At 43.5% G+C, this 15,954-nt stretch carries 16 protein-coding genes; 12 read left to right on the top strand and 4 right to left on the bottom strand.

Annotated features, from left to right (window positions below):
* The first annotated feature begins 91 nt into the window (after positions 1–91).
* The 10 genes from ACZ42W_RS14685 (at position 92) to rd (ending at position 9,738) form a co-directional block, all read left to right on the top strand.
* On the top strand, positions 92–1,369 hold the full coding sequence (locus tag ACZ42W_RS14685) for an ATP-grasp domain-containing protein (protein ID WP_464166088.1): 1,278 nt from the start codon (positions 92–94) through the stop codon (positions 1,367–1,369).
* Positions 1,370–1,377: 8 nt separating this feature from the next.
* Complete coding sequence (locus tag ACZ42W_RS14680; RefSeq protein ID WP_464166087.1) at positions 1,378–1,665, top strand: hypothetical protein; 288 nt, start codon at positions 1,378–1,380, stop codon at positions 1,663–1,665.
* 62 nt (positions 1,666–1,727) lie between these two features.
* The gene (locus ACZ42W_RS14675; RefSeq protein ID WP_464166086.1) at positions 1,728–2,624 is read left to right on the top strand and encodes a succinate--CoA ligase subunit alpha; all 897 of its coding nucleotides are present in this window, start codon (positions 1,728–1,730) and stop codon (positions 2,622–2,624) included.
* Between the two features lie 209 nt (positions 2,625–2,833).
* Positions 2,834–3,718 carry an HpcH/HpaI aldolase/citrate lyase family protein gene (locus tag ACZ42W_RS14670; RefSeq protein ID WP_464166085.1) on the top strand — a complete coding sequence of 295 codons (885 nt, stop codon included), beginning with the start codon at positions 2,834–2,836 and terminating at the stop codon, positions 3,716–3,718.
* Between the two features lie 141 nt (positions 3,719–3,859).
* Complete coding sequence (locus tag ACZ42W_RS14665; RefSeq protein ID WP_464166084.1) at positions 3,860–5,116, top strand: NAD(P)-dependent malic enzyme; 1,257 nt, start codon at positions 3,860–3,862, stop codon at positions 5,114–5,116.
* Between the two features lie 219 nt (positions 5,117–5,335).
* A complete protein-coding gene (locus tag ACZ42W_RS14660; protein ID WP_464166083.1) occupies positions 5,336–5,911 on the top strand; it encodes a LutC/YkgG family protein in 576 nt (191 codons plus the stop codon).
* Positions 5,904–8,051 carry an L-lactate dehydrogenase (quinone) large subunit LdhH gene (ldhH, locus tag ACZ42W_RS14655; RefSeq protein ID WP_464166082.1) on the top strand — a complete coding sequence of 716 codons (2,148 nt, stop codon included), beginning with the start codon at positions 5,904–5,906 and terminating at the stop codon, positions 8,049–8,051. Before ACZ42W_RS14660 ends, ldhH begins: the two co-directional genes overlap by 8 nt.
* Positions 8,052–8,273: 222 nt before the next feature.
* A complete protein-coding gene (locus ACZ42W_RS14650) occupies positions 8,274–8,969 on the top strand; it encodes an HAD family hydrolase (RefSeq protein WP_464166081.1) in 696 nt (231 codons plus the stop codon).
* A 25-nt stretch (positions 8,970–8,994) separates the two neighbouring features.
* Positions 8,995–9,441 (top strand): hypothetical protein, encoded by a 447-nt coding sequence (locus ACZ42W_RS14645; protein WP_464166080.1) that lies wholly within the window; start codon positions 8,995–8,997, stop codon positions 9,439–9,441.
* Positions 9,442–9,573: 132 nt separating this feature from the next.
* Positions 9,574–9,738, top strand: a complete 165-nt coding sequence (gene rd / locus ACZ42W_RS14640; RefSeq protein ID WP_464166079.1) for a rubredoxin — start codon at positions 9,574–9,576, stop codon at positions 9,736–9,738.
* Positions 9,739–9,887: 149 nt separating this feature from the next.
* On the opposite strand, the gene ACZ42W_RS14635 is transcribed toward rd, so the two are convergent.
* Positions 9,888–10,175, bottom strand: a complete 288-nt coding sequence (locus ACZ42W_RS14635) for a hypothetical protein (RefSeq protein WP_464166078.1) — start codon at positions 10,173–10,175, stop codon at positions 9,888–9,890.
* A gap of 51 nt (positions 10,176–10,226) precedes the next feature.
* Positions 10,227–12,479 (bottom strand): DEAD/DEAH box helicase, encoded by a 2,253-nt coding sequence (locus ACZ42W_RS14630; protein ID WP_464171027.1) that lies wholly within the window; start codon positions 12,477–12,479, stop codon positions 10,227–10,229.
* 130 nt (positions 12,480–12,609) lie between these two features.
* Here ACZ42W_RS14630 and ACZ42W_RS14625 point away from each other — a divergent pair, with 130 nt between their 5' ends.
* Positions 12,610–13,485, top strand: a complete 876-nt coding sequence (locus ACZ42W_RS14625) for a hypothetical protein (RefSeq protein ID WP_464166077.1) — start codon at positions 12,610–12,612, stop codon at positions 13,483–13,485.
* Positions 13,486–13,502: 17 nt separating this feature from the next.
* Here the strand turns inward: ACZ42W_RS14625 and ACZ42W_RS14620 are convergent, their stop codons facing one another.
* Entirely contained in the window at positions 13,503–14,156 is a 654-nt protein-coding gene (locus ACZ42W_RS14620; RefSeq protein WP_464171025.1) for a Crp/Fnr family transcriptional regulator, read from the bottom strand.
* Between the two features lie 272 nt (positions 14,157–14,428).
* Positions 14,429–14,698 (bottom strand): late competence development ComFB family protein, encoded by a 270-nt coding sequence (locus ACZ42W_RS14615; protein WP_464166076.1) that lies wholly within the window; start codon positions 14,696–14,698, stop codon positions 14,429–14,431.
* A gap of 195 nt (positions 14,699–14,893) precedes the next feature.
* On the opposite strand from ACZ42W_RS14615, the gene ACZ42W_RS14610 reads away from it, so the two are divergent.
* The gene (locus tag ACZ42W_RS14610) at positions 14,894–15,925 is read left to right on the top strand and encodes an asparaginase (protein WP_464166075.1); all 1,032 of its coding nucleotides are present in this window, start codon (positions 14,894–14,896) and stop codon (positions 15,923–15,925) included.
* Positions 15,926–15,954: the final 29 nt, after the last annotated feature.

The following is a 15,954-nucleotide window of genomic DNA, read 5'->3' as shown; positions in this document are numbered from 1 at the left end:
TCGAAGTAAGCATAAGGACGGGGAGACTTCGATAGAATTTCTTAAGGATGTCTCTGAACACGGAAAATTTACATTATGGAAGGGATTATGCATGGCAAGATTTCTAGAGTATCAAGGTAAAGAATGGCTTGCAAAAGCAGGAATGCCGGTACCCAAGGGTCGTCCGGCATCGACCCCCGAAGAAGCAAGAAAAGTTGCTGAATGGATTGGTGGACCTGTAGCTGTTAAAGGTCAAGTTCAAGCGGGTGGTCGTGGTAAAGCAGGAATTGTCAAACTGGTTAACACTCCAGAAGAAGCTGAAGCTGCAGCAGCAGAAATCCTAGCAAAAACGGTAAAAGGATTACCAGTTCGCCAAGTTCTCATCGAAGAGAAACTCGATATCAAGAAAGAATTCTACTGCTCCTTTGTAGTTAACGGGGCAAGAGAAGCACGCTCACCTATGCTGATGTTCAGCCTAGAAGGCGGTATGGATATCGAGAGTGTTCCAGAAGAAAAGCTTCTAAAAATTAATGTTGATCCAATAAACGGACTCCAAAGCTATGATGCAGTTGATATAGCTGCTAAAGCCGGAGTTGCTCCTCAAGATCTGGGGAAATTCGCACAATTCTTAACCAAGCTTTCTCAAACCTATAAGAAATACGACTGTATGACCCTAGAGATTAATCCTTTCATCATGACAGGAGCAGGTAATCTCATTTGTGCCGACTGCAAAATGGAAATCGATAATAGTGCAGTGGGTCGTCACCCAGAATTCGGATTTGATATTGCTCGTGACCTTCCAGGAGAGCCAACAGAGCTTGACTATATTGGTTGGAGCATTGAAGAAACGGATGCACGTGGTACAGGGTTTTTGATGAACATGGGTTATGACGAAGTAAGTCCAGGCCATATCGGCTATCATCCTATTGGTGGTGGTTCTGCTATGATGGGACTTGATGCTTTGAATCAAGTTGGACTTAAACCGGCTAACTATGCTGATACGAGTGGTAATCCTGTAGGATCGAAAATCTATCGTGTTGCGAAATCTGTACTCTCCCAACCAAACATCGATGGTTATCTTCTTGGCGGATTCATGATGGCTAACCAAGAGCAATGGCATCATGCTCACGCTATTGTAAAAGCTCTCCGTGAAGTTCTTCCCACCCAGAAGCCAGGACTTCCCTGTGTACTTCTGCTCTGTGGAAATAGGGAAGATGAGTCCCTTGAAATTCTAAGGACCGGCCTTGCTGATCTGATGACTCCAGATGGGGCTGGAAAGAGAATTGAAATTTACGGAAAAGAACATGTAACAGATACCAAGTTCATCGGTGAAAGACTCTTAGCTCTGAGTAAAGAATATCGGGCTGAGAAAGAAGCTCAAGGAAAGTAGGGAATACCATGCTGGAATTCGCAGAAAAAAGTTGTAAGATCACAATCGATACCAGCAAGTGTGATACATGCGAAACTAAGGCATGTGCAGCCGCGTGCAAAACGTACGCTAGGGGTTTGCTTGGCATTGATGACAAAGGAAGAGCTTCCGTAGCTCATCGTAGCGAAGATGAAGTTCTTCGTCTAGGAACTGAGTGTCTCGCATGCGAATTTGCTTGCAAGTTCCGTGGAAATGATGCAATCACGATTGAAGTTCCGGTAGCAGGCTTAGATGCATACTTCGCAAAACGCGCTTAAGTATCGATGAGTTAAGTTACAATAGGTGTAAACCTAGCAAAATGTTTAAATGAGGGATAAAGATGGGCATTTTGATCAATAAAGATACCAAGGTTATTGTCCAAGGGATCACTGGACGTGAGGGATCTGTACGTACAAAGTACATGAAGGACTATGGTACGAAACTGATCGGTGGAACCAGTCCAGGAAAATCGGGTGAACTCGTTCATGGAGTCCCGGTTTACAATACCGTGAAAGAAATTGCACGTGAACAAGGGGAAATTGACTTTAGCGTAGTTTTCGTACCTGGTCGTGGGCTTAAAACGGCTGTCATGGAAGCAGCTGATGCAGGAGTGAAAAATATTATTCCTTGCGTCGAGGGTACGCCAATTCATGATATAATGGATATGATTGCTTATGCAAACATGAAAGGTTCCCGAGTTATTGGACCAGGTTCGATTGGAATCCTAACTCCAGGAGAAGCTGTCGTAGGCTGGCTTGGCGGAAACGTTGAGTGGGCTAATAAGTTCTTCCAAAAAGGACACATCGGCGTGTTTTCACGCAGCGGTGGTCAATCTGGGACGATTCCCTGGGTTCTCAGGGAAGGTGGGTTTGGAGTTAGTACGGTAGTTCATACCGGAACTGAGCCTGTCCTCGGTACATCCATGGCTGACCTACTACCTTTCTTTGAAGCAGATCCTGACACCCATGGTGTCGCAGTATATGCTGAAATCGGTGGAACACAAGAAGAAGAGTGTGCTGAAGTTATTGCAGCAGGTAAGTTCACAAAGCCTTTCGTTATTTATGTGGCGGGAGCTTGGGCACCTGAAGGTCAACGCTTCTCTCACGCTTCGAATATCGTAGAACGTGGCCGCGGCTCAGCAAAGAGTAAGATGGAAGCAATCACTAAAGCAGGTGGATTTGTTGCAGATACACCTACAGATATTCCTCTTATTCTTAAGGAAAAACTCAATAAATAAGTTATTTAAAAATACTTCAGGTGGAGTTTTTACTCCATCTGAAGTATAGTCGAGTTATCCATGGCTTAGCGTCACTTAATTCCAAAGAGAATTAGGGACTTTAGTGGTGGTCAGCCATTGGATAAAATTGGACTCTTGTAACCATATTAACTCTGTTACTAAGGGCAAAGCCCTTAGAATATATTAAATTTTTAGGGGGTATATAAACCATGGCCGTTATGAGATCTATTATGTACATTCCCGGAAACAATCCCAAATTTATCGACAAGATTGCTTCAATTCCTGCTGACATTATTACCTTTGACCTTGAAGATGCTATACCACCTTCAGAGAAAGAAGTTACCCGCGTAATGATCAAGGAAAATCTTCACAGAGGTCGTGATGGTGGAGCTCAAGTTTTCGTCCGCATCAACAACTGGGAAACAAACATGACCAATGATGACCTTGAAGCTATTGTATGGCCGGGCTTAGACGGCGTAACCTTAGCAAAGACAGGTTGTGCAGCTGATGTACAACGTCTCGACTGGAAACTTGAAGAACTCGAGCTTCGTCGTGGTATTCCTGTAGGAACTGTTAAAATTTCTATGTTACTTGAGACCGCTAAAGGTGTCTCGAATGCTGAAGAATGCTGCCTTGCTAGCAAACGTAATGTTAATGCTATCTTTGGTGCAGTAGACTATTGCCGTGATATGCGTGTTAAGCTAACTTCTGCAGCTGTTGAGCAACAATATGCACGTGCGAAAGTGGCTGTAGCTTGTCGTGCAGCAGGAATCGTTGCAATCGATGCTCCTTTTGTTGACTTCAAAGATATCCCAGGCTTCGAGAAAAATGTTGCTGATGGTAAGCAAATGGGTTATGAAGGCCGCATGATCATCCATCCAGGACAAGTTGAGCCTTCTAACAAATTATATGCTCCAGATCCTGCCGACGTTCAATGGGCAAAGGACGTCGTTAGAGTCTTCGAAGAAGAAGGTCTTGCAAAAGGTAAGGCTGCTGTTTCCCTTAATGGCAAAATGGTAGATACACCAGTTTATCTCAATGCACAAGACATTTTAGCTGCTCAAGCTGAAATCGACGCTAAAAACGCACAATAAATCGCTTACATAAGCGGAGTGAATTGACTATAGGAGAGGTCGCTTCATTATTGAGGCGGCCACCTATGTTTCGCGAAAATGAAACGTCGTTTCAAGTGGCATGCTAATTATTACCTTAAATTTGAAAGGAGTTGTTCCTTAATGTCTCGCATTAAAAACTTACGTGAAGAGGCTCTAGAATTTCATACTGTAAAACCAGGAAAACTCGAAGTTAGAGTGACTTGCCCCGCAAATGATCGCGATGATTTAACCCTTGCTTACTCTCCTGGAGTAGCAGAGCCTGTCAAGGAAATTGGCAAAGACCTTGAAATGCTTGATATCTATACCAATCATGCAAACTTCGTAAGCATTGTCTCCAATGGTACTGCAATTCTCGGATTGGGAGATCTCGGTGCGGCTGCTTCTATGCCTGTTATGGAAGGTAAAGCACTTCTTTTCAAGACGTTTGGTGATGTAGATGCGTTCCCGCTCTGTGTTAACACTACAGATGTCGATAAAATTGTTGAGATCGTCGAATTAACTAACCCTACCTTTGGTGGAGTTAACCTAGAAGATATCAAAGCTCCTGAGTGCTTCGAAATTGAAGAGAAACTCAAAGCCCGTGGTATCTTTAAGGGACCTATTTTCCATGATGATCAACACGGAACCGCTGTAGTAACCTTAGCAGGCCTCATCAATGCCTTAAAAGTCGTTGGCAAGAAAATCGAAGATATCAAAGTCGTTGCCAACGGTGCTGGTGCTGCTGGAATCGCGATTATCAAACTTCTCATGAGCATGGGACTGAAAAATGTTATCATGTGTGATACCAGAGGTGCGATCTATGAAGGCCGTACTGCAGGAATGAATCCTTGGAAAGAACAAATCGCAAAAGCTACAAACCCTGAGAAATTCAGCGGAGACCTCGCTGGTGCTCTTGTTGGTGCTGATGCCTTCATTGGTATTTCTGCAGCAAATGTACTAACGGAAGATATGATTCGTACTATGGCAAAGGATCCAATCGTCTTCTGCCAAGCTAACCCAGTTCCAGAAATCTGGCCGATTCAAAGAGCTATTGATGCTGGTGCGAAAGTTATCTCAACAGGCCGTTCTGATGTGCATAACCAAATCAATAACATTCTTGCATTCCCTGGAATGTTCCGTGGTGCTATCGACGTAAGAGCAACTGACATCAACGATGCTATGAAAGTTGCCGCTGCTTATGCGATTGCAAACCTCGTTTCGGATGAGGAACTTAGCGCGGAATTCATTATTCCAAGTAGCTTCAACCCTGAAGTAGCCCCAGCAGTAGCTGCTGCAACTGCAAAAGCTGCAATTGAGTCCGGTATTGCTAGAAGACCTATGGATCCTCAAGAGGTTGCCGATAACCTCAAGAAGAGACTCGCTAACCAATATAAATAATATCTGGACTATCATAAATAACAAAGAGGTGGGAGAATTATCTCCCACCTCTTTGTTATTTTTTTGGCGATTTAAAAGAATATTGTAATAATAATTTTTAGAAAGTCATTGAAATTTTCTGCAAAATGACGTACCATAATTTATGGCATGGTGGCCTGACCAAGAATTGTATATAAGTTACAGTGAGATGAGAGGAAATAAGAAAAAGGGGTGGATAGAGTGGAAGATAATAATCTTCTATATGAGCGTTTTAAAACTAAGATGGAAGCCGTATCCGGTGAATGTTATCGAGTAAAAACACTCAAAGAGGCAGAAGAGCTCGTGGCTCAACTCCTTAAGGCTAAAGGAGTACAGACAGTGGCAATGGTTGATTCACCCTTAACATGTGGTCTCAACCTTACTGAACAACTCCCTCTAGCTGGAGTGACCGTCTATAAGGAACGTTATCAAGAAGTTACGCCTACAGTTGGAGCAGGGATTACGGAAATGAAATGGGCAATAGCTGAGCTGGGTACCCTCGTGCAATACGCAGTGGATGTGCAGGAACGTCTCTGTTCAGCCTTTACTCCGATACATATCGCACTCGTTCAGACTTCAACCCTATTACCCAATATTATGACGGCCTTGTCAGTGATTCATAGCGAACCTCAAATTCCTGGCTTTGTGGGTTTTGTTACAGGACCGAGTCGGACGTCTGACATTGAGAGAGTCTTGACCATTGGTGTACATGGTCCTGAACAACTCTTAGCAGTTTTCGTTGATGAACAGGCAGGGGAGTGTGCTACTAATGGCTGATGCACAATTTAAACAAAAGATAGAAAATGCTCTAGAGAATCAAGTTCTTCGAGGTGCTTTAGGCCGTTTTCAAGATGCCTATGGGAAAAATCGTGAGCAAGCGTATGAAGGCTATGATTTTGAAGCCCTCAGAGAAAAGGTTGTAGAAGTAAAATCGTATGCAGCTGAACACCTGGATGAGATGATTGAGAAATTTGAAAAGGCAGCAACAGCTCGTGGTGCAAAGGTTTTTCGTGCCAGTACGGGGGAGGATGCCAAGCGCTATATTATCGAGCTCGCCAAAAAGCAAGACGTTAAAAATATTGTTAAATCAAAGTCGATGGCTTCAGAGGAAATCCATTTAAACGATGCATTAATTCATGAAGGTTTTGATGTTCAAGAAACTGACTTGGGAGAATGGATAATTCAGTTAGCTGGACAAAAGCCTTCTCATATGGTTATGCCTGCCATCCATATGACCAAAGAGGAAGTCGCAGATGTTTTCACCGAAAATCTTAATCGTTTGAATGAACCCAATATCGCCAAGCTTGTTAAAACTGCACGTGTGGAAATGCGTAAGAAGTTCATTGAAGCGGATATGGGCATTTCCGGAGCCAATATTGCCGTTGCAGAAACAGGCACTTTAATGATGGTGACGAATGAGGGAAACGCCCGATTGACTTCGACTTGGCCAAAGACACACGTCTTTCTCGTAGGAATTGAAAAGTTTGTAGCAAACTTTGAAGACGCGGGATATATTCTTCAAACCTTACCACGTAATGGTACAGCACAGCAGCTCACGAGTTATGTTACGATGATCACAGGCCAAACTCCAGCCTATTATCCAGATGGCTCAATCCAAGATAAAGAGTTTCATATTATCTTGATGGATAATGGTCGCCGCAAAATGTATAACGACGAAAAGTTCAAGAAAACCTTCCAGTGTATTCGTTGCGCGGCCTGTTTAAATGTTTGCCCTGCCTTCAAACTTGTCGGGGGGCATGTCTACGGACATATCTATACAGGCGGAATTGGAACGATCTTGACCGCGTTCCTTAACTCTGAGAAGGATGCACAGAACCCTCAGAACTTGTGCTTACAATGCGGAAAATGTACTGAAGTGTGTGCAGGAAAACTCGATATACCGGATATGATACTAGAAATTCGCAATCGCTTAGGTGAGAAGACAGGACTCCCCTTCACCCAAAAGTTTGCGTTAGATGTGGTTTCTAATCGGCGATTGTTCCATTCATTATTGAGAGTGGCCTCGAAAGCACAGAAACCTTTCACGAAAGGACAGCCTGTCATTCGTCATCTGCCAATGTTCCTTTCAGGTTTAACTGAAAAGAGAAGTTTGCCTGCAGTTGCGGATGTTCCTTTTAGAGATGTCATTAAAACAATCAAACAAGAGGTTAAGAATCCGAAAGGTACGATTGCTTTCTTCGGAGGCTGCCTTGTAGACTTTGTCTATCCAAAAATTGGAGAAGGTGTCGTAAAGGTTCTTAATGAAAAAGGGTATAAAGTAGTGTTCCCTGAAGGGCAGTCCTGCTGTGGGGCTCCGGCAACCTATATGGGAGATCGACAAAATGCAAGAAAGTCTGCGGTCATCAATATTGAAGCTATGAATGCAGAAGCAGTCGATTATGTCGTTTCAGCCTGTCCGACCTGTACTCATGCCTTAATCGATAGCTTTAAGGAGTTAGTCGCAGATGATCCTGCTATGGCAAAACGTGCGGAAGAACTGAGCCGGAAATCTATGGATTTTTCCAAGCTTATAAGCGTTCTTGGAGGCCTTGAAGAAGGTGGAGATGGAAAAGCACTGAAGGTTACTTATCATGATTCTTGCCATCTTAAGCGGAAAATGGGAGTTTATGCTGAGCCACGTCAAATTCTTTCCAATATCAACGGGGTCAACCTCATCGAGATGAAGGAATCTGATAGTTGCTGTGGCTTTGCAGGGTCCTACTCTATTAAATTCCCAGAGATGTCTGGTCCTATCCTGGAAAGAAAGCTTCGGAACATTGAAGACTCCGGGGCAGAGGTTGTCGCGGTCGATTGTCCTGGTTGTCTCATGCAGATTTCCGGAGGACTTGATCAGACGGATCTTAAGGTTAAAGTCAAGCATACTGCGGAGCTATTGTTAGAAAAACGACAAAAGTAGAGAGGTAGCGTCTGTGAGAACTGAGAATTGATTTAAGAGGATGCACTGTCGAGAAACCGGCAGTGCATTTTCTCCTTTTCTTGGGGAAATTTCCTGGAAATTATTTTTTATGGTAAACTAGATTTGAATTTGATCATTTCTATTTCCTATAGAGGAGGAAATTTAGGGACAGAGAGAGAATTAAGGATACATATGCAGGAGTAGACGGGATAGGAGGAAGCCATGATAAAAGCAATCCTTTTCGACTTAGATGGAACTTTGACGCTGATGGATCAAGAGGAGTTTATGCACAACTATGTGGGAATGTTAGCCCCGCGCTTCAAGCACCTTATCTCTCCCGATAAATTCTCGAAACACATTGGGCGTTCGATCGATATAATGATTAAGGAACCCAAAGAGGGAAAGACGAATCAGCAGGTTTTTTTTGATGACTTTACTAAAGCGACGGGACTATCCTTTAACACACTTTGGCCGATCTTTGAAGCGTTTTATGCAGAGGATTTTTCGGCACTGCGATGTCTGGTGAAGCTTAACCCATCGGGGAAGCAAGTGGTCGAGAGCGCAATACAACAAGGGTATACTGTCGCTATTGCCTCAAATCCTGTGATGCCCCTTATAGCTATTCAAGAAAGAATTCGATGGGCTGGTTTATCCCCTGAGGTATTTACCGTTGTCCCCTCTCTGGAGTCCTTTCATTATTGCAAGCCACAGCTAGGGTTTTATGAGGAATTGGCACAACGCTTAGGGCTTTCCCCAAAAGAGTGTATGATGGTGGGTAATCATCCGTTGGAAGATCTTGTTGCCAAGAAAATTGGCATGAAGACATTTTTTGTAGGTACCCCCTCTGTGGAAATCCAAACAGATTATGCGGGAGATTTAACTGAACTTAATAAGCTGGTATTAAGAGGGAATCTCTAAAAGGTTAAAGTGAGGGAACCGAACTATGGGTGTTTTAGTCCAGCAGCTCCCTGCTAAAGGTCGAGATACTGCTGATACTACGTTGGTACCCGTACATATTCGTGGGCTATTAAATGAATTTTTTAGGCGATATGATGAATTACAAAAACTTCGCCAAAGAGAATTGAGTTGGTTTATCCTAGTCTTGTCATTTGGCTTTCTTAGCTTGACAAGCCTCATGTTTTTTTCTAAGCCCCTTCTTTTTTTTACGTTATCTCTTTTGTTCGCTTTTTTTCTCACCTTTAAACAGTATTTAATCGTCAGAAAGAAATCGACTCACGTTTATATCAATGTTCATATTCTTCATCATCACCTCTTAGGCAAGCTAGAAGTTGGTTTATGTGAGCATGATTCAGCTTGTGAATGTGCTGAGAATGTTAAAAAATATGTCTGGAAGAAATATCGAGTCTCTCTCTATGGAGATCCCGTTTAGATTAGAGGGATTGAATGAGGGATGGGGGAAAGGACATAATATATAAGGCTTGGGGAAGGTAACTAAACTTCAGCTGGAGTATAAAGCTCTCAATGAAGTCAGTTTCTTAATTGAATTGAAGGAGGCATTTTAATGAAGAAGTATGTATGCACAGTTTGCCAGTATGAATATGACCCAGAGGTAGGGGATCCGGATTCGGGAATTGAGCCTGGTACAGCGTTTGAAGATATCCCGGAGGATTGGGTGTGCCCAACGTGTGGAGTAAGTAAAGATCAATTCGAAGTCGTTGAAGATTAAGACGATTTCCTGGATTCTTTGACTCAAGCATTAATGAGATTCATTAAATTATGTTAAAACAGCGAACTCCTCATCACTTTGATGAGGAGTTCGCTGTTTTAGGAAGATAATCTTACATAGGTTGTTGCCTTTTGAGTGGGCCACTTTTATTAACTTAAGGTATCCGAGGGAAGTTCATCATTGTTATGATTTAAGCCTGATCCATCGGTGTTTTGTATTCCTCCGGTAACATCGCTCGTCATTCCTGTTGCCCTATCCGTTTCAGCGTTTGATACTGCCGCTTGTCCGATATTGAGATGGACTTGAACAGGAACAGGAGAGGCCAAGATGATGTCATGCTCCGAATACCCCATGGCAAGAAGTTCGAGATACCTTTCCTTAGCTGCTTTTTCGCTTAGAAGTCCAACTTCCTTTTTTAAACCTATAATATATTCCAAGTTTATCACCTCATAAAGATTATGAGCCATCTAAGGAAATAATATGTATCTCTATAGCTCAAGAATCGCGGCTTCATCACGGTCGAGCTTATCCATACAATTTTTGAGTCGCTGTTGAAGAGTAGGTTCGGTGACTGCATCACGCATTTGACGGAGGAGATCAATGGTCCTACGAAATACAGAAATAATGTCACCCTCATCTAAATTGCATAAACGCTGGATCTCTGCGAAGGGCATACCCTGACTCCAGAAATACGTTATGACGGATACACGAGGGTCAAAACGAACAGAATCTGGCCCACAAACGCTCTGGATATACTGAACAAGCTGTTGAATCGGAGTGAAATCGAGGACGGCCAGCTTCTGAAAATAATCATTTTTCCTCGCTTCGAAATCGAAAGCTGAAAGAAGGGCATTGAGTTGGTCATCATCAAAGGTTTCTAGAAGGCCAGAAAAAATGAGTTCGGTGGTGAGTAGCTCTTGTACATAAATATGCCGCGCACATTCCCCACGAGGAAGGAGCACATTTTCACGGATATATCCCATTTGGGTCAACTGATTTTTCTTGTATTGAAATTCTATAAGGAAAGAATGTTGATCCGGTAAGGATTTGAGCTCTTTCTTAATTTCAGCCGCTTTCTGCTGGAGAATATTCAGAGTCTTACTTTCCTGTTCACAGGTTGTAAGCTTTGAGGTTTGGCATTTTTGAGGGGATTGCGTGAGAAGTCTCTCCCAGGTTTTAATCTTGCGAGCCATTTCACGTCCATAGGCCCGGTTTTGTCGACGAGGGCCTAACGCTTGATAAGAACGCTTTAGACGATCAAGATCTTTTTTCTTGGGGTGAAATTTAAGAGGACAAGTAAAGGTACCTGCATGTTCACAAACGATTTCTCGCGTAATCTTTAATTTCTCTTCAATTTGCGCGAGCTCGGTATTTAAATTGTGACTCGCCTGAATATAACTGTAAGCTGCAAAACTTTTTTGAAAGTAGACTTGAATTTGCTCAAAGGTCAAAGTGGCTTGGAGGTTGAGCACTGTATTATAGCTTAATCTAAATTGACTTGTCAGGGGTTCTAAACGATTGATATTAAAGCGAGGTGGGGGGCTTTTCTCCATGTAATTGAGATCGACTAAGGCAAAGGAGTAGCCTCGCTCATCGAGTCCACGCCGACCTGCCCGACCGGACATTTGGAAAAATTCATGGTTGGCTAGAGCACGGAAGTTACGACCGTCAAACTTGTTTAAGGAATCAAAGCATACTGATTTGACAGGATAGTTAATTCCGACGCTAAAGGTCTCAGTACAATAGAGGACATGAATAAGACGTTTGAGGAACAGGTCTTCTACAATAACCTTTTGAGCGGGAAGGAGACCGGCATGATGAAAGGCAATGCCCTTGACGGCCAGACGCCGGAGCTGACGCGTAGAGGAAGACCATTCGTCCTCTGGGCCAAATTGCTCTAGAAAAGCGTCCTCGACTCTTTTCCGTTCTTCAGGCTTCAAATAGTTTGAGATGGAGGCGAGTTCTGAGGCTTTGATGGCGCATTGTTTTCGGCTAAAGACGAAATAAAGGGAAGGGAGGTATTTTCGCTGGATCATTCGAATCAAATCGAGATGATGTGTCGGCGCGAACAGATTTCCTTCTTCGGTTTGAGCGGATTTTATCCTTTGGCGATAGAACTTCCAGAGTTGTTCATAGGTTACGAGCCCTGTGTCCTTAGAAAAATAGTAGTATTCTAAGGGAACTATCCTCTGGCTTTCTTCGACCAAAGCTACATCTTCCTCACGGATGGTTTGAATCCATTCGACCAATTGCTTGGCATTGGCAATTGTGGCACTTAAACCAAGGATTTTCATATGAGAGGGAGCTAAAATGATCGATTCTTCCCAGACGGTTCCACGCTCTTCATCATTAAGCCAGTGAATCTCATCAAAAACGATATGAGAAACTTGCTCAAGTGTCGGATCATTCGTAATGACTTGATTGCGAAAAATCTCTGTTGTCATGATGAGAAGGGGGGCATCCGGGTTGAGCACGACATCGCCGGTCATGATTCCAACGTTCTCGACACCAAAGAGCTCTTTATAGTCCTTAAACTTCTGATTGCTTAGAGCTTTGATAGGTGCAGTATAGACGATACGGCGCCCCTCTTGCATCGCTTTATCGACTAAGTAATCAGCGACAAGGGTCTTTCCAGTTCCTGTAGGGGCAGCCACAACGACAGACCTGCCGGCGTCAATCGCTTCTAAAGCTTGTTCTTGAAAGCGGTCTAAGGTTAAGCCGCGATAGGTTCTCTCGGGCATTTTATTCATCTCGTTTCTATCCAGGGTTTTCCTCATTTTAGCAAACTGTCCCATCAGGGTCAAATAATTGGTCTGAGCAGGCTCAAAAGACCATATTATGAATCAAGAAGAGGGCCAAGGGGGAGTTTAAGTGTCATTGCGCCTAGAGGTCGAACAAGCTATGGGGCTTCGGTTTCTAGAAAGGAACGGAGAAGCCGTGATACGAATTGAAGAGTCCATGGAGATACCCCGCGGAGCAGAAGTTCTCATGCGTGGGCTTTACCGTGAACCTGATGAAGTTAAGAAGGGCTTCAAGAACTTGCATCAGGAGACAGCTAGCCTTCTAGAGATACTCATGCCGCGGAGAGCTCGTTTAAGAGAATGGTTGGAGCAATTACCGGAGCAACCGAAAGAGGCCGAAAGATTTCTTCGTGAAACTTCAGAACAAATTCAGCAACACGACAGAAAAGCACTTCAGCTTGAAAATGAGCTCATCACCAAACTCGAGGAATCAAAATGGGAGGATTTGTTTCCTTTGCCACTCACGGCCTTTGCAGCTATATCCTATACAGAGCCGGGCGTTAAGATATTTCTTCGTTCGCTAGGCCGGCTTGCTGAAGTGCTGAAGTTAAGTCCTGATTCTTTGCGGCAGGTGGTAAGAATTTACTATCTCTATTTTCTACTCGTCCTTGTAGGTCAAGATTTAGACGGACAATCCTTCAGACGTGGAAATGAAGATTCAACTCTAGTGGGAATCGCTTCTTTCTTTACTTTAAAACATATCAAGAAGCAGTCTCCAGAACTAACCCAGTGCTATATGGAGTGGGTTAAAGCCTGGGGGGGCAGAAATCTGCTTCGCCTTATTCCACAAGAAAGTAGTATAGAACGAGTTCGCGCCGCCATGATTTTTTGGCGGCGCAATCCGGGGTTGCTATGGGAGGAGATTTGGAAGACTATTCAAGCTTTTGACCTATATGAGGCTTCGTCTGGATTTGAACCAACGAGTGAGAGTAAATTTTTTAACTAGTTTAAGGTTGCAAGGGTTTATGGCCAATCCGCTAATTCGTGGGGACGAAGAATTTCTAAGCGACCTTCCTTTAAACGGATGACACCTGATTTTTTCCATTGATTCAGTGCACGGTTAACAAGCTCTCGTGAGGTTCCGATCATACTGGCTAAGTCTTTATGGGTTAGTGAACCATCGACATAGATAGGGTTTCCCAAGGATTCGGCTGGCTTAGCAAGACGTAATAAGATCATGGCTAGAATCCCTGCTGTAGAACGACTGGTAAGTACTCGGATAAATTCCTGATTCATACGCAGACGCTTATTTAACGTTCGTATAAGTGCTACCCCTAGTCGAGGATGATTTTCAAGAAGTTGAGGCATTCCATCATTAGTTAAGACAAGGATGGTACTTTCCTTTACAACCTCTGCTGTTGCGGGGTAGGAACCTGATTCGATAAGGAGGATTTCGGCTAAACTATCATAAGGACCACACCAGTCCAAAATTTGTTCGTTACCATTCGGTAAGGTCTTACTAAGCTTGATTTGCCCAGTAAGGACGAAATAAACCTGTGAACCGATTTCTCCTTCAATAAAGAGGATTTGTCCTTTTCGGTATTTACGGGTTTTAAAGTGGGGTAGCAGTGGAGTTAAATCCTTTTCAGAGAGTGAAGAGAATAAGGAAAAACGCATGAGAGTTTGTGCATCAAGCAAGTCAGTATACCTCACTTCAGTTAGACGGATAAAAGGAGTCACGATTATTGGGGAGATTAACATATAAATAAGTAGGAGAGCAGAAAGGTTAGGCCATCCACGAGAATTCTGTACGGGGAAGAGGAGAGAAGCGGATGCGAGAAATTGACGTCGTCCCGGTCGAAGTGGAATTTGTAATCAATACACCCTTCAAAGTTATAGGATTTATTATTTTCATTCTTGTTACGTTTATTGTGCTCATAACCCTCTAATCATTCGTGTGAGGGTGTAGCCGTAACTTGTTTGACTGCTCGTACTAAGGCTGACATAATTCGTGCTTGGTCGGGCGTTGTTTGGGATTCCCACTGGGTTAATATTTCCCCGCGCTTGGAAACGTAATATCTGCTGGGTAACTGGTTTAAAGCAAGGGCTTTAATGTCAGCTTGGCAGCGTTCACAGTTACAGGGGAGCGTATACTTCTCCATATATTCTTTGAGAGCTTGTTGGACCACACTTTCTGTGTGGTTTTTTAAGTCATACATACTTTATCTTTCCTCCTTTTCAGTCAATCGTTCCTAATTTCATAATAGTGGTAAATTGTCAGAAGTACAAGAGATAACTCATTTAATAATGAAGAATAGGTATACAATAATCTAAAGGTGCACTCGATTAAGTATTGAGGTAGAATACCACTATAAGATGTCGAAGGTTGATCGTAATGACAGGGGGAAGAGACGTTGGGAAAAATACTGTTGATTGCCACTGGAGGAACTATAGCCATGCGTAAAGATCAGTGGGGCAAAGTCGTTCCGGCTGTCAGTGGACATGACTTATTAGAGAGCTTGCCGAATCTCCAAAAGGAAGCTCAATGGGAGGTTATAGACTTTAGTAATGTTGCAAGCTGTAATATGAAACCGGAACGAATGAGTGAGCTATCCAAGGCTGTTACCCATTCGTTTCAAGACCCTTCTCTAAAAGGCGTTATAATTACCCATGGAACCGATACCCTGGAGGAAACCGCCTATTTCTTAGATTTGACGGTAAAGGATAGTAGGCCAGTTATCTTGACTGCCTCACAGAGAGATGCTTCGGAGAGTGACTCGGACGGCCCTCGCAACCTACGTAATTCTATGCTCATTGCTCTCGATTCACATGCTAAGGGACGCGGTGTTGTGATTGCTCTGAATGAAGAGATTCATGCAGCAAGAGATGTACGTAAACTACATACAAGTCATGTGGATGCGTTCAGCTCAGGAGAATTGGGTTCCTTGGGAAGCATCGATAATGGAGATGTATTATGGCATAGGAAACCGGAACCCTCAGTGAAATTCGATCCTCCCCATCGCTTGGCGAAGGTTATTGTGTGCAAAGCTTTCACAGGGATGGAAGAGGAAATCCTTGAAAAAATGGTAGATCCCAGTGTGGAAGGAGTGGTCATCGAAGCCTTCGGGCGTGGCAATCTACCCCCTGAGGTGGTTCCAGCAATTCAGAGGATCATCCATAGAGGTGTTCCAGTCGTAGTAACTTCTCGGTGTCTATTTGGCCGGACAGCTCCTACTTATGGCTACCCAGGTGGAGGAGCAGACCTCGAACGCCAAGGGGCTTTCTTTGCAGGTGACCTTTCAACTGAAAAGGTACGCCTCCTATTAAGTATTGCGTTAGGGCAGGGTGTACCGCTTAGGACCTTGAAGGAAATTCTAGGTCGTGGGGGAGTTGAACAAGCATTGATTTCGAATGGCGGAAGTCATGATTCTTCATCACAAAAATAGACAACGTTCTAATAATCCCTTACAATCTA

The organism is Desulfitobacterium elongatum, from assembly GCF_055378975.1.
The sequence above is the reverse complement of the archived record's forward strand: the minus strand, read 5'-3'. Positions and strand labels throughout refer to the sequence as shown.

Coding starts and splice junctions, on each gene's coding strand:
- ACZ42W_RS14685 (WP_464166088.1), top strand. CDS start 92: ATGGCAAGATTTCTAGAGTATCAAGGTAAAGAATGGCTTGCAAAAGCA.
- ACZ42W_RS14680 (WP_464166087.1), top strand. CDS start 1,378: ATGCTGGAATTCGCAGAAAAAAGTTGTAAGATCACAATCGATACCAGC.
- ACZ42W_RS14675 (WP_464166086.1), top strand. CDS start 1,728: ATGGGCATTTTGATCAATAAAGATACCAAGGTTATTGTCCAAGGGATC.
- ACZ42W_RS14670 (WP_464166085.1), top strand. CDS start 2,834: ATGGCCGTTATGAGATCTATTATGTACATTCCCGGAAACAATCCCAAA.
- ACZ42W_RS14665 (WP_464166084.1), top strand. CDS start 3,860: ATGTCTCGCATTAAAAACTTACGTGAAGAGGCTCTAGAATTTCATACT.
- ldhH (WP_464166082.1), top strand. CDS start 5,904: ATGGCTGATGCACAATTTAAACAAAAGATAGAAAATGCTCTAGAGAAT.
- ACZ42W_RS14650 (WP_464166081.1), top strand. CDS start 8,274: ATGATAAAAGCAATCCTTTTCGACTTAGATGGAACTTTGACGCTGATG.
- ACZ42W_RS14645 (WP_464166080.1), top strand. CDS start 8,995: ATGGGTGTTTTAGTCCAGCAGCTCCCTGCTAAAGGTCGAGATACTGCT.
- rd (WP_464166079.1), top strand. CDS start 9,574: ATGAAGAAGTATGTATGCACAGTTTGCCAGTATGAATATGACCCAGAG.
- ACZ42W_RS14630 (WP_464171027.1), bottom strand. CDS start 12,479: ATGCCCGAGAGAACCTATCGCGGCTTAACCTTAGACCGCTTTCAAGAA.
- ACZ42W_RS14620 (WP_464171025.1), bottom strand. CDS start 14,156: ATGCGTTTTTCCTTATTCTCTTCACTCTCTGAAAAGGATTTAACTCCA.
- ACZ42W_RS14615 (WP_464166076.1), bottom strand. CDS start 14,698: ATGTATGACTTAAAAAACCACACAGAAAGTGTGGTCCAACAAGCTCTC.